Source organism: Arcticibacterium sp. SM2516 (genome assembly GCF_057914865.1).
This window is the reverse complement of record NZ_CP195290.1, coordinates 4738862-4755791: the sequence shown is the minus strand read 5'-3', so window position 1 is coordinate 4755791 and position 16930 is coordinate 4738862. Positions and strand designations below refer to the sequence as shown.

The 16930-nt window shown below is 37.0% G+C and carries 5 protein-coding genes; all 5 read left to right on the top strand.

Translation table 11 applies throughout. The annotated features are described in order from the left end of the window. Positions 1–52 precede the first annotated feature (52 nt). Positions 53–3394: a sensor histidine kinase gene (locus tag ACSBFT_RS19605; RefSeq protein WP_489602111.1), complete on the top strand. Its 3342-nt coding sequence runs from the start codon at positions 53–55 to the stop codon at positions 3392–3394. Between the two features lie 246 nt (positions 3395–3640). Continuing rightward, positions 3641–5620 (top strand): tetratricopeptide repeat-containing sensor histidine kinase, encoded by a 1980-nt coding sequence (locus ACSBFT_RS19600; RefSeq protein WP_489602110.1) that lies wholly within the window; start codon positions 3641–3643, stop codon positions 5618–5620. Continuing rightward, the gene (locus ACSBFT_RS19595) at positions 5620–7452 is read left to right on the top strand and encodes a sensor histidine kinase (protein ID WP_489602109.1); all 1833 of its coding nucleotides are present in this window, start codon (positions 5620–5622) and stop codon (positions 7450–7452) included. Before ACSBFT_RS19600 ends, ACSBFT_RS19595 begins: the two co-directional genes overlap by 1 nt. A 4-nt stretch (positions 7453–7456) precedes the next feature. Then, the gene (locus ACSBFT_RS19590) at positions 7457–8176 is read left to right on the top strand and encodes a LytR/AlgR family response regulator transcription factor (protein ID WP_489602108.1); all 720 of its coding nucleotides are present in this window, start codon (positions 7457–7459) and stop codon (positions 8174–8176) included. A gap of 256 nt (positions 8177–8432) precedes the next feature. After that, positions 8433–16577: a 3-coathanger stack domain-containing protein gene (locus ACSBFT_RS19585; protein WP_489602107.1), complete on the top strand. Its 8145-nt coding sequence runs from the start codon at positions 8433–8435 to the stop codon at positions 16575–16577. Positions 16578–16930: the final 353 nt, after the last annotated feature.

The following is a 16930-nucleotide window of genomic DNA, read 5'->3' as shown; positions in this document are numbered from 1 at the left end:
CGTATTCTTTTAAATTTAAATCTGTGAGTTAAAACCCTATTAAAACCAAAAATTGATATTGAAACTCATTTCAAAATATCGCCACTTAACCTTTAGACTTCTTCTTTCTCTATTTTGTATTTGCTATTTTATTGCTTGCCAAAAATCCCAACCCGAAGAAGTATTCCTTATTCAAGAAAAGGATGCTGAATTTTATGAGATAGCATTGGATTCCATGCCGGTACCTTTGACTTTTGCGATGAAGGCTGGGAGCATCAAAAAGGTAAGACCACCAGAAGTTTTAACATTTATAGATAATGGACTAAAGGTTTCTGCAAAAAACACTTCTGCCGCCAAAACACAAGCAATTACCCCAGGACAAGATGGTGTGCCCCCTGCATTTAAAACAAAACTAATACCACATAAAATTAAAGGTGCTCGGCCTCAGATAAATATAGCTAAGCCACCAACCTTCCCCGATTATAATCCCTATAATTTCAATATTTACGATTTAACTTCTGGACTTATTGACAGTAAAATTCATGACATACACCAAGACCGAAAGGGTAATATTTGGTTTTCTTCTTACATCGGTGTTTCTAAATATAATGGCAGAACGTTTGAAAATTATAGTTCAAATCAAGGGCTAGAAGATGGATATATTGAAGACATCTCCGAAGACAAAGCAGGTAATATTTGGCTTGGTCACAGAACAGGATTGAGCTATTTTGACGGCGAATACATGACTTCTTTTAAAACAGAAGAAGATCTTTTTGACCATGGCGTCAATCAAATTTTAGAAGACCGAAAAGGTAACTTATGGTTCTCAACCTATTCTTCTGGCATCTGTAAAAAAGAAAAAAATGATGATTTTATATCCCAATATGCCACAGAACAAAAATTATCAAATACTATCTATGGAGTTTTAGAAAGCAAGGATGGCACACTCTGGTTTGCCACGGATGATATGGGCCTGATAAAATACGATGGCAAAACTTTCCGTACTGTCTCTCTCTCTGCTGGTCTGGAAATAACCAAGGTAACCTGCCTTACCGAAGCCCGCGATGGCTCCATTTGGTTTGGAAGCGATGGAGCGATTGGACGATTCGACGGCACCACCTTCAGTACTTACAATGTTGGTAACTCCACCGTGAGGTATCTTTTAGAGGATCCGTCTGGTACCATTTGGGCAAGCACCATGTATGATGGCGTTTTCACCCTAAAGGACCATCAATTAAAGCGGATTAATGAGCAAAACGGATTACCCGTCAATGAAGCTAGTTCTTTACTTTTAGACCGCTCTGGAAATATTTGGATCGGTACTTATGAAGGTGCGGTAAAATATAACCCGATGTTTGCGAGTATTTATGCCCAAGATGGCCTCACCAGTAAATCTGCCAGAAGTCTATTAGAAGATAGAAAAGGGAATATCTGGGTCGGTTGCGAGCTTGGAGGCGTTTCTTATATTGACCATCAGAAAAATACGATCTCCAACTATACCGAAAAAAACGGCTTAAGTGGTCAGAATATCAATTCCATATCTGAAGATCGTGAAGGCAATATTTGGTTCGGCTTCTGGGATAGCGATATCTGCAAACTCTCCCCAGACCATAAAACCATTACCCAATATAAAGATATGGGTCATAAAACGGTCTCTTTTTATACCGACAATCGTGGAGACATTTGGTACAGCTCAAGAATCAAGGGTGGTGTTATTAAAATTGACAAAAACAAGAACAACACAACCCATTTTACGGTTAAACAAGGATTGGTGGATAATGAAATTATCCAAATAAATCAAGACCAAGACTCCAATTACGTTTTCACCACTTTTTCAGGTATTTCCATTCTGAATAAAGCACAAACCCATATTACGAATTATCCTCAAACTAAAAATCAAAGCTTAAGCATCATAGAAAGCTGCTTTCAAGACCACACTGGAGCATATTGGTTAAACTCGCTCGGAGGAGATGGCCTTTTTAGATTGAACCGGAAAACCAATAAAATAAGGCAATTCACCATTCAAGATGGCCTACCGAGCAATATTCTGCTATCTGCCATTCAAGATGATGATAAAAACATGTGGCTAAGCTCCCGAAATGGGCTTATTAAAATAGATAAAGAAACTTTAGAAAGCCTTGATATAACATCCATCAAAAACAAAGAAAACCTTTTCATTACCTATGGAGCTGAAAACAATTTTCCTGGAAGCGGAGACGGAAGACACCATATATTAAAGGACATGACCAACAAGATTTGGGTTCTTTTATTAGAAAGAATATCTTTAGTGGACTTAAACAAAACCCAAAACATCGATAAGGAAATTCAAGTAGAATTACTCAATGTCAAACTCTTTAATGAAGACATTGACTGGACCACAGACAGTACCTACGCCTTAAAAAATGGCCTAAAAGTGGGTAAGTTTAAGTTTGATGCACTTATTAAAAACACAGGTATTCCAGATCAACCCGCCCTTCCTTATAATAATAATTTCATCAGTTTTGAATTTATAGGAATTGATGTTAACAAACCACAATCTGTAAAATATCAACACAGACTAGAAGGTTTAGAAAACAATTGGAGCTCTATCACCACCAACCCAGAAGCTACCTATGGCAATCTAGCATCGGGAAAATATGTATTTAAGGTTAAAGCGATGAATGAGGCTGGCCTCTGGAGCAATGAGAGTCTATATGAATTTAGCATTACTCCTCCTTGGTGGAAAACCTGGTGGGCATATTTTATCTATGGCTTACTGGCTTTACTCCTCATTTATGCTTGGACCAGATATAACGTTTATCTAACCTTAGAAAAATATAAGGCTACAGAGGCTATGAGGGTAAAAATATCTTCTGATCTACATGATGACGTTGGAAGTATACTGTCTGGCTTATCAATGAAATCGGAACTGATGTCTTACTCGGCAGAAAAAAATCAACAATTGGATTTAAACGCTATCAGCGAAATGAGCCGAGATGCCATGGAACGTATGAGAGATACCGTGTGGGCCATGGATTCTAGAAAAGATAAATACGAAAACCTGATAGACAGAATGAAGGCATTTGCCGAGACCAACTTATCAATGAAAGAAATTACGTATGATTTTAAAGTAGAAAAGCTAAAAACCAACGAGTTCATTAGCCCTGAAATACGTCAAAACCTGTACTTCATTTTTAAAGAGGCCATTACCAATATTTTAAAACACTCAAATGCCAGTCATGTGACCGTTAGTTTTAACAAAAGACGAAATAATCTAGCGTTAAGTATTCATGACAATGGTACGCAAAAAAAAGCAAAGATTGGAGATGGTCTTGGAATGAGTAATATCAAAAATAGAACGGATAAAATGAGGGGCATTTACAGCATCTCTTACACAAATGGCTTTTTAGTTGAGGTTACTGTACCCATTCATTAACTGAACCCCCATTTGGAAGTTACTAGTTTAACCTTAGCCAGTACCGTTAAACCCAACCCCAAACATGTCATTAACCTCTAATTATCAATTACTTACAACTACATGCCTTGATCGTAAATTCAAAATCCCCATCTAAATACTTTTCATACTTATAAAGAATATGTATTGAACAGCTGTTCATAAGTATTATTTAGCATAACTTGGATAAGCAGTTTTTTACTCATCCCCAAGATCTAACCAAATAAAATGTCTCGAAAATTAGCTGCAATAGTACTCCTATACTGCTGTGTTGTAAACGTGTCTTTCGCTCAGCATTACAATCCAGATAGTCTACGACTTATTTTGGAGTCCGATGCTTTGCATAAAATGACATTCGACGAACATATAAAGATTCAACGCGAACTTCCAAATATTGATAAAGACTTAACCATGGCCTTCGGAAGTGCTCTAGAAAAAAGAGAAGACTTTATGGCAGTAGATAGCCTTAAGGCAAAGGCTTATTTTGAACTAGGATACAATTATAGAAACTGGGGAGATAACTCAAAGGCCATTTTTTACATCAAGGAAAGTTTACGCCTTTACAAGAAAATAAAAGACGTACCTCATCAAGTGGACCTCACAAATCTCATGGCTGTTTATTACGCCAATATAGACGAAGACAGCACCGCCATCCAGCTTTACACTGAAACCATTAGACTTGCACAGACTATTGGCGATACCCTGAGATGGATAAGCCCTTACAAAGGATTATCAAGCCTTTTTGCCAAACTTGAATTAAACGACAAGTGCATTGCTTATTGCGAAGAAGGATTGGCTTTAGCTAAAAAAATCAATCATGAAATGTCTATAGCGGCATTATATAATAACATGGCCATTGGCTATTACCAGAAAGAGGAGTTCGATAAGTGCATCGCTTACCTTATGGATGCTTTAGCTATTAATAAAAAATCAAAAAACCATGAGGCCACCATTAGAAACCTATCGAATATTGGCTCTGTTTATCTGGAACAAGGGAATATTACTGCGGCCGTAAAGTATATGGAAGAAGCCGAAAGTCTACTTGTAAATATCAGTGTTCCCAGAACAAGTATTTACACTTTTATAGAATTGGCTAAGCTAGCAAATCTTCAGAAAAACTACCCAAAGGCAATAATGTACTCGAAAAAGGCCATTCGTTTAGGTGAAGAATCTGAAATAGAAAGCATTTCAGCTGGAGCCTATATGACTTTGACAGATGCATACAAAAAACTTGGACAGCCCAACAAAGCATTGAAAGCTCTAGAGAAATATTGGGAAATTCAGCAGATATTTTTAGAAACAGAAAGAAACAAAGCCATAACAGGTGTTGAGCAAGAATTCCAACAATATAAAAAGGAAGCAGAAATATCGCTTCAAAAATCTGAAATAGAACTTTTAAAAAAGAACCAAACCCTAAATAGAACGCAAAGAAACGGGGCGATTGCCTTGGCTTTTCTTTTAGGAACGGTGGCCCTTCTTTATTTCAATAGATTCAGGCTTAAAAAGAAAGCAGCGTCACTTCTAAATAGGAAGAATGAGGAAATAGAAAAACAGAGCATGGTTATTCAAAGCTCCCTAACCGAAAAGGAAACACTCTTAAGAGAAATTCATCACCGTGTAAAAAACAACCTCCAGATCATCTCAAGTTTACTCAACATTCAATCCAGCACCATTGACGACCCTTCTGTACTTTCGTCTATTCAAGAGGGTCAGAGCAGGGTTCAGGTCATGAGTTTGATTCATCAAAACCTTTACCAGTCGGAGCATATTAATGACGTGGACATTGAAAATTATTTAAAGGAACTGGTTCACTACCTTTCCGACATGTTCACAGGAGGTGATAATAACATAAAGGTTGATGTTAAGGCAGCAAACATCAAATTTGATATTGACACCGCTATACCACTAGGTTTAATTGTAAAAGAACTTGTTTCCAATGCCTATAAATATGCTTTTGAACAAAGTCAAAAGGGCAAAATTAAGATTGGCATTAAGGCCATCAATAGTGAAGACTATGAGCTTCATGTAAATGATGATGGAGCAGGTCTACCAGATGATTTTGATCCTGAAAAAAGCAAGTCCTTAGGGCTGAAATTGGTGAAAATATTAAGTAAACAGTTAAGGGGAAATTTTTCATCTCGCTCAGATAATGGTGCTAATTTTACGGTTCTCTTCAAAGATATTAGGGCTTATCAAAACAATATCTAATGAAAGTTATTTACCTATTTATTGGCTTTTATTTAATGGCAATTGGTCTCTTTGGCCAGAAACCTGCCTATTCAGAAAAAGATACGGCTGTGGTACTTCAGATACTAGCTGATGTCAGACAGGTAAGAAATGATAAAGACGCTGCCGATATACTCGTTAGTAAAGCATTAAGCCTTTCTGAAGAGATAAAATATGAAAAGGGGATAGCCTTAGCAAAGGCTCAAAAAGTGAATATCTATTTGGGAGAAGGAGACTATCCAAACGCCGTCCTATTTAGTTTAGAAGCCATAAGCGGATTTGAGAAATTAGGAATGATGGAAGAGGCTATTCTACACGAAATAGCCCTTTCTACCATTTATAAAAATTTGGGTGCCGAGCGAGGTACGGTAGATTATCTTCTTAAAGGACTGAATTTAGCACGAGAAGCGGAAATAAAATCTAGAGAACTAAATTTTGAAGGGGTATTAATCAATAGTTTGAATAATCAAGGAATCATTCTTAGAGACCTAAGATATGTACAGCAGAACCCCTCACTGATGGATTCTGCACATATAAAGTTTCTAGAGGCCATTGAGTTGCTCGAAAGAACAGCTGGAAACGACGTCCTATTACAAAGGCTCTATAATAATATCAGCCAAGTTTATATTGAGCATTTTAAAGACTTTGATAAGGCTTTTGAAGTACTGAATAAGGCCATTGCCATTAATACACGAATAAGTAGTTCTTATAATCTTTCTTATAACTACGCCAATTTATCTAACCTTTATAAAGAAAAAAAAGACTATAAGAAGGCCAAGGAATATGCCTTCAAAATGTTAGCCATTGGCGACGGCCTGAACATGCCCCATAGGGTAATGAATGCCTATGGACATTTGAGAACCATCAATAAACTGACTCATCAATATGACTCTGCCCTCTATTATTACGAGAAGCGTGTTCAACTTAATGATTCGCTCACCAATCTGACCAAAACACAGCAAGTGGCAGATTTTCAAACAAAGTATGAAACCGTAAAAAAGGAGCTAGAGATAAACACGCTGAATCAGGAAAATGAACTGAGGTCCAAACAGACTTTTTGGGCATCCATGCTGGGAATCATTCTTTTAATTGGACTGGGGTTAAGTATACGTAACTACAGAATACTACAAAAGAAAAAGCAAGTAATAGAGAAACAAAGCGATATCATACAAACTTCATTAACAGAAAAAGAAACACTCTTAAGAGAAATTCATCACCGTGTAAAAAACAACCTCCAGATCATCTCTAGTTTACTCAACATCCAATCCAGCACCATTGACGACCCTTCTGTACTTTCGTCTATTCAAGAGGGTCAGAGCAGGGTTCAGGCCATGAGTTTGATTCATCAAAACCTTTACCAGTCGGAGCATATTAATGACGTGGACATTGAAAATTATTTAAAGGAACTGGTTCACTACCTTTCCGACATGTTCACAGGAAGTGATAAAAACATAAAGGTTGATGTTAAGGCAGCAAACATCAAATTTGATATTGACACCGCTATCCCGTTAGGTTTAATAGTAAACGAACTCGTTTCTAATGCCTATAAATATGCTTTTGCTAATAAAGAAACCGGAACCATCAATATTTCCATCAAAGCCATCAATGAGGTGGACTACGAACTATACGTAAATGACGACGGCGAAGGATTACCAGACAATTTCGACCCTGCAAAAAGTAAATCGTTAGGCCTGAAGTTGGTTAAAATATTAAGCAAGCAGCTTAGAGGTAAGTTTACTTCCAAAACGGAAGGTGGTGCTAATTTTACAGTTTATTTTAAAGATATTAGAGCATATCAAAGTCAGACAGCATAATTATATGATTAAAATTTTACTTGTAGAAGACGAGGGAATCATTGCGGCAGATATGGAGAACATGCTGGAAGCAATGGGCTATGATCTCATGGAAACAGCCATGGATTACGAAGAGGCCTTAGAGCGATTAGAAGAGGAAACACCCGACCTAATCCTTTTAGATGTAAATCTGGGTGGTAAAAAAGATGGCATTGACCTAGCCGAAGTCATTAACGAACGATTCAATGTTCCGTTTATATTCACAACCTCCTACTCCGACGGCCCCACCATTCAAAGAGCCAATGCTGTAAACCCAACAAATTACCTTGTTAAACCCTTTAAGAAAGAACAACTTTTTACAGCCATAGAGCTGGCTTTATTAAAAATAGCAGGAGAGAAAACCGAAAAGTCAGAAACGGAGGGACTGGTCATAAAAGATGCCCTCTTTATCAAAGAAAAGTATCGTTATACGAAGCTTTCAATTAGTGATATCCTTTGGCTCAAAGCAGAAGGGAATTATATAGAAATTCATTTAGCAGAAAAAAAAGAACTTATAAGAATGAGCCTCAGCCATTTTCTGGAAAAAATAAATAGACCCAACTTCTTCCGAACGCATAAATCGTATGCCGTTAACCTAGATTATATGACCAAGTTTGAGCCCACTTTAGTCACCATCTTAGAATCTGAAATACCGATTACAAAAACATATGCAGAAGAATTGGTCAAAAGAATAGAGGTGATGTAGTCTAATTCTATAGGCTCTTTTTGTCTACGCCTTTTTTTCTCATCACCAGCCCAACCCGTTTCACACCAAGTGCAGGGCGTTTCAGCCCAAAAAGTTGGCTTAACCAACTATAACGCCTTCCTTACAGTATCATATTTTTTAACTGGCTAAGAATAATCAGTTAAAAAACTTGTAAGAGCACTTACAGGTTTTTACATCCCTGTTCTCAATCGCAGAAGGGATTAGAGGTATTGATCAATTAAAATATAATTTTAATATGAAATCATATCCAAAGATACCATTTGCAAAGTTTCTAAATTTTCAAATAAGCCTAAGCCTGCTTGCTTCATTTTGCGTTTTGCTTTCTCTGATACCTTCAAGCTCCTACGCTGAAAATTTTACTTTCAGAAATGTTTACGTAATTCCAGGCACTTTGATTCCAAACCCAGGAGACTTCAAGGTATGGTCCAATCCGGTTAATTGGCTACCGTATTACCCAGGCACTGTTATTGATGCTGACGATGAAGTAACAATTATTGGCCACTGTGAGATTGATTTAAATATTACAAACAACGGAATCATAACATTTGGAGCTTTCCCTGGAACAATATATAACTCATATTTAAACGCTCAAAATAAAATAGAAAATAATGGTACGCTAACCCAGGACAATCATAATTTCACAAATTTTGGAGTGGTAAACAATGCAGGTGTTTATACGCTTAGTTCCGTCTTTGGAGCTCCTTATTTTATTAATTCGAGTGGTGGTATTTTTGACAATAAGCTATCTGGAAGTTTAGCTTTAGAGTCTGGAAGTGTTTTTCATAATAATTCAAGTTTTTACAACTACGGAGGGGTAACAAACAACGGTACTATTGCCAATAATAATTGGTTTCTGGATCCTGGAACCATGAATAATACGGGGGTATTTAACCTTAATAACGGCGGAAGTTATGAATTAAGAAAAACGGCCACCAGTCTTATCAATGGTACGCTTAATTGGTATTCAGGCGGTACCGTAATTATTGGTACTGGTGGCAATGTAACGCTAGACAACCTTACAATAGCTGCCGGACAAACATTGGCCATCACGGGTAGACTCATGATGAATAATCCATTGGTCAATAATGGAACCGTTACACTGAATGGAAAATTAGTATTAAACTATCCCAATATTACATTTCCCATTTTTACAGGATTTGTTTGGAATGCATATAGTCAATTAACTATAGGTCCTGCAGGAAATATGTCTTTAAACACGCCACTTACTGTACCCTTGAATGCCGTATTGAATATTGAAGGAGTTTTAACTGCAAACCCCGGATCAACACTCCTTGACCACGATGGATGGATTGACATATCCAATGGAGGGAATTTAATAGTCAATACCGTTGATACCGTTGATTTTAATCTTACTATATATGAAGGGGGGGGAGTAACCATTGGTAGCTCAGGGAGTCTTGTTGTGGCTGTTATTTTAGAAGTTCCTATAAATGGCTTCTTCGTAAATAACGGTACTCTTATAGTAAATACAAATCTCTTTGTAAATGAAGGAACTGTAACCAACAATAATTTTATCCAATGTAATAATACCATTGTAAACACAGGAACAATTAATAATTCAGTAGGGGCTACAATTTTCACATTATGGGATATTAAAAGTGTTGGTACCATAAATAATAGTGGGCTTATAGAATTGAATGGTTCAAATGCTGAACTAATTAATGAAATAACAAATACGGAAGGCACCTTCACAGGCATCTTCAATATAAATACAAATGGGAACCTTTTTTATAACAAAAACAGTACGTTCACGCTAGGATTGCCAGAGGGTACAGTTAATTGGAATGGAGGTAAAGTGACCCTAGGGGCTTCATCTTATTTACGCACGCAATCTCCTTTTACCATTGGTGCAAGCGGAGTTTTTGAGAACAATGGTAAAATTCTAGTTCAGTCTACTTTTACCAATAATGGCACATTTAATAATAATGCTGAATTTAAATCTTTAGTAGCAGAATTTCATAATACGGGTACTGTGGTTAATGCGGATACCATGACGATAGGCTGGCCTATGACGAATTCCGGCACTTTAACCAATAATAAATCTGTTATTATCGGTTCAGGGGCTTCTTTGACCAATTCTGGAACAATTGATGGCACAGGAAAAATAGACCTGCTTTCAAATGGAGAATTAATTTTAAATTCACCCAACACAATCATTCCATACAATAATTTCATATGGAATCCTTTTGCAACAGTCTCCATTGGTTCATTGGGCAGCATGACTTTAAATAGCACATTGACTTTGGATAATAATAAAAAGTTTGAAAACCATGGTTCGCTGGATATCATAAACGCTGGTGAGATTCAGGCCGTTACAGGTACAACAATTAAGAATTATGGCAATATATCAATATCAGGAAATGGCATATTGAATTCCTTAGGAAGTTTTGACCAATACGCTGGTAATTATGAATTGAACAATTCTTCAGCCTCTACATTAACTGGGTTTGGTCTATGGGGAGGAAATTTGACAATTGGTGCTTTGGCAGATTTAACAATTCCGAGCGGTTTTACTGTCCCAATATCAAGTAATTTGATTGTAACGGGCATTTTACGAGTAGGTACTATTGGCTTTTCAGGTGGTATTAGCAATAATGGGACTTTTGTATTAAACGCTACAGGTAGCATTTATTTTAATTCTGGGTCAGACCTAGGCCAAATGACTTGGAATAGCGGCGGGAAAATAATAGTTAATTCTGGTGTTAATTTTTCTGTCAACAATCCATTAACCATTCCTAGTGGAGGAATATTTGAAAGCTACGGAAAAGTTCAAATAAGTAGTGGATCTAGCCTAAACTTGGAGCTAGGCTCCACATTTAATATTTACAATGGCAGCAAATTAGACATATCCTCCACTCTTACGAATAACGGAACTATCAACTTGAAATCTGGTGGTGAGTATAGTTTAAGGTATAATACCACACTTCCAGCCCCTTCTGCAAATTTCAATTGGGAAACAGGCGGGATTTTATCCTCGGGAGGAGGAGCTTATTTGTCATTAGCCAGCCCTTACACCGTTCCTATAGGGAGAATTCTAAAAATGGATGGCGGTATTTTTTCCGTAAATAAAAAACTAACCAATGAAGGCACTATCAATTTATGGAGTCCATTAAGTATTACAGATACTTTAGTCCAAAACAAAGACTTCAACCTTGGCTCAGGTAGAATTAGTCTTCAATCTAATGGAGTATTTATATTAAATGACACCCTCACCTACTCGGTAAATGATACCATAAAAAACGATGGCTTGGTTAAAATAAATCAAGGCGGTGCCTTAATAGGCGATGGAGTAGTAAAACTAACCGCTTTTCCCAATAGCCGATTATGTCTCAACCAAACACAGGCCAATTTTGACCTTAATAAGATTGTTTGGAATGATGGTAGCAGCATTATCATTGGCGAAAACAGCAGCTATGAGGCACCCGATGGTTTTTCAATTCCTGCAAATAAGAAATTTCAAGCTGATGGTGTTTTGGATATAAATGCAGCCCGTACCTTCAATAATAATGGATTTTTGACGGTCAATGGTATTTTAAATGATAACGGAACTATAAACAATAACTCTGGAGCAACTTTTACCAATAATGGCATAAGTAATATCAATGGCATTTTTCTTAATAATGGCATTATAGCTAATACCAATACTTTAAACCTAAATACGGCGGGTAGTTTGACGCTAAATAATGGAAATATTACATTGGACGGCACTTTCAATTGGCTAGCAGGTGGAGATTTAACTATCGGTCAAAATGCCAAGATGTATCTTGCAAATACGCTGACCATTCCCTCTGCTTCTACTTTAAATGTGGATGGTTTGCTTCAAATTAATGCCAATGGGAACATTGCCAATAACGGTATCCTTTCTTTAAATTCTACAGGTAGTTTTGTCATAAAAGATACTACCGACTTTATAACCAGTGCAAATTTTATATGGAATAGTGGGGCTGATGTATCTATAAAAGAAGATGGTTTAGTGGCCCTCTCTCAGCCTTTTACAATTCCTGCCTTAAGTAGCTTTATTATAGATAGAGGAACTTTAGAGCTAAACCCTGGGGCTATAGTGACAAATAATGGCACAATAGATTTAAATGCTTACGGCAATATCATATTAAACGAGAGCCCGGACTTTCTGGTCAACGGAAATTTCAACTGGAATACACAGGGTATAGTTACTTTAGGAAGTGGGATAACATTTAATGTTACTGCTCCCCTCGCTGTAGCATATTCAGGTGTTTTGGTGAATAATGGTAAAATTGTGATTCCGAGTGGCAGCAGTATAAATAACGGAGGAACCATCACCAATAATGATTCTTTAATTAATAATGGCACACTGGTGAATACCCAAAGTAATAACAGCTTCATTTATAATAATGGCGTTTTAGTAAATAATAGTGTGCTTACTAACGATAAATGGTTTTATAATTCAGGGGATTTAATACTCAATACATCAGGAAATACTATATCTTCATTACACTTATCTTCTAATAATTCTGGAAATCTAATTATAGGTCAAAATGGAGTCCTCGATATATCAGAAAGCGTAAATTCACTTTCTGTTCAAAATTTAATCGTTGAAGGTGTACTTAATGTAAATTCTGGAGCTTCGTATTGGCAAGGTTTAGAATTGAAAGATGGCGGTAGAATTAAATTAAATACATTTGCTTCATACCGTAAAGGGGATGGGTTTTATCCCGTTGAGTTTGGAAGTTCTTTTCCTTTAATCAATGACTTTAATTGGAATACAGTTTCTACGCTCGAGGTTTCGTCATTGGGAGAACTTGCCCTTTCTGATACTTTAAAAATCCCTGCTAATGGTAAATTAGTTATCAATGGTGCAGTAAATATCAATGGTAGCGGCAATTTTAACAATCAAGCCTCACTGCTGGAGAATGATGGTACTATTGAATTAAATAGTGGTGGGAATTTAAATTTCAAAAACCCACTAGCTATTTTTCCTACTGGCGACTTTAATTGGAATGGTGGTGATATGACTGTTTTTTCAAATACATCTCTCATACTTACAAGTCCATTTTCTATTCCTACTGGAAGAACATTAAACAATAACGGTACCCTAAACATTAGTGCCAATGGGGCTCTAACTCAACACGGCACCTTAACGAATTCAGGCGACCTAAATGTGGATGCGAATGGAACGCTAACTGAAATTGGTACACTAACAAATTCAGGGACTTTCAATCTGAATACCGACGGCGAATACCGAATCAAAAAGGCAGTTGCCGTTTTACCGTCAGGCACTTTTAATTGGAATGCAGGAAGATTAGCAATAGATACTGCCAGCGTTTTTGATTTGACTAATTCATTATTGATTCCTACAGGAGGGACTTTAGGCATAGAAAAAAATGCAGCCTTTAATATTAACTCTGGAGGTGTTTTAACTGAACAAGGAACTTTAGAAATCAACGAAGGTGCTTTAAACCTTAATACTACCGGGCAACTGGTTTTGGATAAAGCAAGTGCCACCGTTCCGGGAGCTGGATTTGCATGGAATGCAGGAACCCTAAAAATAGGAACCATTGGCACGATGGGTTTAGCAAACGCCTTAACTATTCCAGCCACGGGTATCTTCGATATAGATGGGTTATTAGAAATAGATAATGGCGGTTCTGTAAATAATCTGGGGATTTTCAATTTGAATAATACGGGCCAGTTAGTTTATAAAACAACATCTGCCCTACTGCCAAATGGAACCTTCAATTGGGTTTCCGGAGGTGATATTTCAATTAATTCTGGCAGTACACTTTCTTTAACAGATTCATTAGGGATTCCTGTCAATAGTACATTGGCTAATAATGGAATACTGAACATCAATAATCTAGGAATTCTAGCTAATGGTGGCACCTATAATGGCACTGGAATAACCAATTTAAATAATGGAGGTAAGTACCTGATAACTGATGCTACCACTGGTGTTCCTAATACAAATTTTAATTGGAATACGGGTGGCATTTTTGAGATTACCAGTACAGGAGCTCTGACACTTACTGACTCACTTACCATACCTTTCGAAAGAACCTTGACCAATAAAGGGCAACTTACTGTTAATCAAAATGGAATTTTGACACAAATGGGAAGTTTGGACAATCAAGGTACTTTTGACCTCAATGATGCAGCTTATCTAGTCCTTAAAACTTCACCATTAGAAACCAGCCCGGGAACAGTAGCCTTCCCAAATGGAAGCTTTAACTGGAATTTAGGTGGCGTCATTAAAATTGATTCATTTACAGTTTTTGATAATGCTACACCTTTCATGGTAGTGGCAAATAGAGAACTCGTTATTTGTGGTACTTTTAATAATACCAGCACACTCGATATTAACGGAAAAGTCTCTTTGGCTGGTAATCTAAGCAATACAGACGCCATCAACTTGAAATTTGGAGGGGAACTGAATTTCTTAACACCAACGGTTACTTTTCCATCTGGTAACTTTGATTGGCAAGAAGGTGGAGATTTAAACATTAGCCCACAAAGTACTTTGACGCTTGCTAGCTCTCTTACCATTCCTCAATTTAGCAACATTAACAATGAAGGTATTTTAACCATTAACACAAATGGTGTTTTGGTAAGCAATGGTGGGCTTGTTGGAAATGGCCTATTAAACTTGAATAATGGGGGTAAATACCTCATCAATTCAACAGTATTTCCATCACTTACTTCAATGAACTGGAACACAGGCGGAGAAATAGAAATTGGGTCTACTGGTACAATGGAAATTACAGAGCCATTTGAAATTCCCTACGGTCGTATATTCACGAATAAAGGCACTGTAAACATTGGTGATGGAGCTATCTTCAGCACGGCTAAATTAACGCAATCGGGTACATTTGATAATTCCCTTGGCAACCTGGTTTTGAAGCCATACGGAACACTTGAATATAAGACTTCACCATCAGACCCAGGACCAAGCTCATTTACTTATCCTTCTGGAAATTTCGATTGGCAAGTTAAAGGGATTGTGAAAGTTGCGGAAAATACCATATTTGATAATCAAAGCCCATTTGATGTCGTTTCTGGAAGAGAACTCATGGTGGATGGCACTTTTGAAAACAATAATATACTAGCTATCAATGGAACGCTAACCGCAAATGGTAATTTAACAAATGAAACAACAGGAGTTTTAAACTTAAATGACGGAGGCAACCTAGTTTTAAATAAAGTAGGAGTTCAAAAACCTGCCAATGTATTCAATTGGGCAAGTGGTGGAACATTGACGATTGGCGAATTAGGAGGTATGGAAGTTTCAACAGCATTTGATATTCCTTCTGGGGCAATTCTGGCAATTGAAGGGAGTTTAAAACAGCTGGGTACTAGCATATTAAACAACTTGGGTTCAATAGACCTAAATGCTGGCGGTAACTTGATTTTGGATTACGATAATGCCCCACTGCCAACTGGAACCTTCAATTGGCAAGGAAATGTAATTTTTGCTGAAAATCGCACATTTAATATTGCTGGAAATTATATGGTTACAGAAAACGGCACCTTGATTAATAAGGGTATTGTTGGGGTAAACGCAAACAGCAATTTAACCATCGAAGGTAGCTTCATAAATGATAGCCTTTTTACAAACAACGGAATAGTAAATGTGGGAGACTTTGGATACCTCGCTAACAATAAAAGCTTTGTGAATAACGACACATTACATAATGATAATACCATTGAGAATTTAGGGAAATTTACCAATTCAGCCACTGGAAACATTTTTAACCACTGGGATTTTTATAATTACGACACGCTTTACAATCATGGTATTATTAGTGGAGACAATGGTTATTTATATACTGAATTTGGCTTGCTTTTTGAAAATTCGGCAACTGCCCAAATAGCACCTGGTGATGGTCAAAGTGTCGGATATATTTTAGTTGAAGGCGACTTTGATTTAGGTCAAGGTAAAGTAAAAATACAGCTCGATGGAGCCGCTGCTGAAGACCTTTTAGAAGTAAGAGATTTGGCTGTTTTAAGTAATGCTGTTTTAGATATTTCTTTCCTGGCCAATCCTGCAAGTACTCAAAAAGATACGTTGATGCTTTATGGAAGCAAAACAGGTGAGTTTGCACAAGTCAATCTACCAACAATCTCTGGCTATCAATTTACAGTAACTTATACGGCACATTCTGTTATTCTTGAAACAACCAAAGACTGTAATGCTACCGAGCATATAACAACATCAATATCAGAAAACAAGATTATTTCCGCAGGCCAAACCATAACAGGAAGTGCCATTATACAAATAAACGCTAGTGTCACTTTCTCTGCAGGAGCATCCATTATTTTAGAACCAGGCTTCCAAACTGAAAGTGGATCTGTCTTTCTGGCAGATATTGGGGGCTGCGTTGAGTGATGAGTGCCGTTTAAATAGTAGGGTTTAAAGTCCTTCCTTTTTTGCTATAAGTCTCGGCTTTACATGGAGTTTGTTGTGAGTATCATTTCCTATGCCTTTCGAAAAGAAACCAACTAATAATACTTTGATCACCAGCCCAGCCCGTTTCATCACAAGTGAGTGACCTTACAGCCCTATTATAAATTTAATGCTTTAGAAAAACCTACCTTTAAATATCTCCTTTTTTACTGGTTTAAGAATATTCCAGTAAATGAGCTTGTAAGTTCACTTGCAGCTATTTTTAACAACCCTATTCTTAATCGCACAGGGGCTTAAAGGTATTGACCAGATCAGACTTAAGCGTTAAAATACCT

What these genes read in the sequence shown, in the direction of transcription:
- ACSBFT_RS19590 (WP_489602108.1), top strand. Translation starts at nt 7,457, where the DNA reads ATGATTAAAATTTTACTTGTAGAAGACGAGGGAATCATTGCGGCAGAT.
- ACSBFT_RS19595 (WP_489602109.1), top strand. Translation starts at nt 5,620, where the DNA reads ATGAAAGTTATTTACCTATTTATTGGCTTTTATTTAATGGCAATTGGT.
- ACSBFT_RS19600 (WP_489602110.1), top strand. Translation starts at nt 3,641, where the DNA reads ATGTCTCGAAAATTAGCTGCAATAGTACTCCTATACTGCTGTGTTGTA.
- ACSBFT_RS19585 (WP_489602107.1), top strand. Translation starts at nt 8,433, where the DNA reads ATGAAATCATATCCAAAGATACCATTTGCAAAGTTTCTAAATTTTCAA.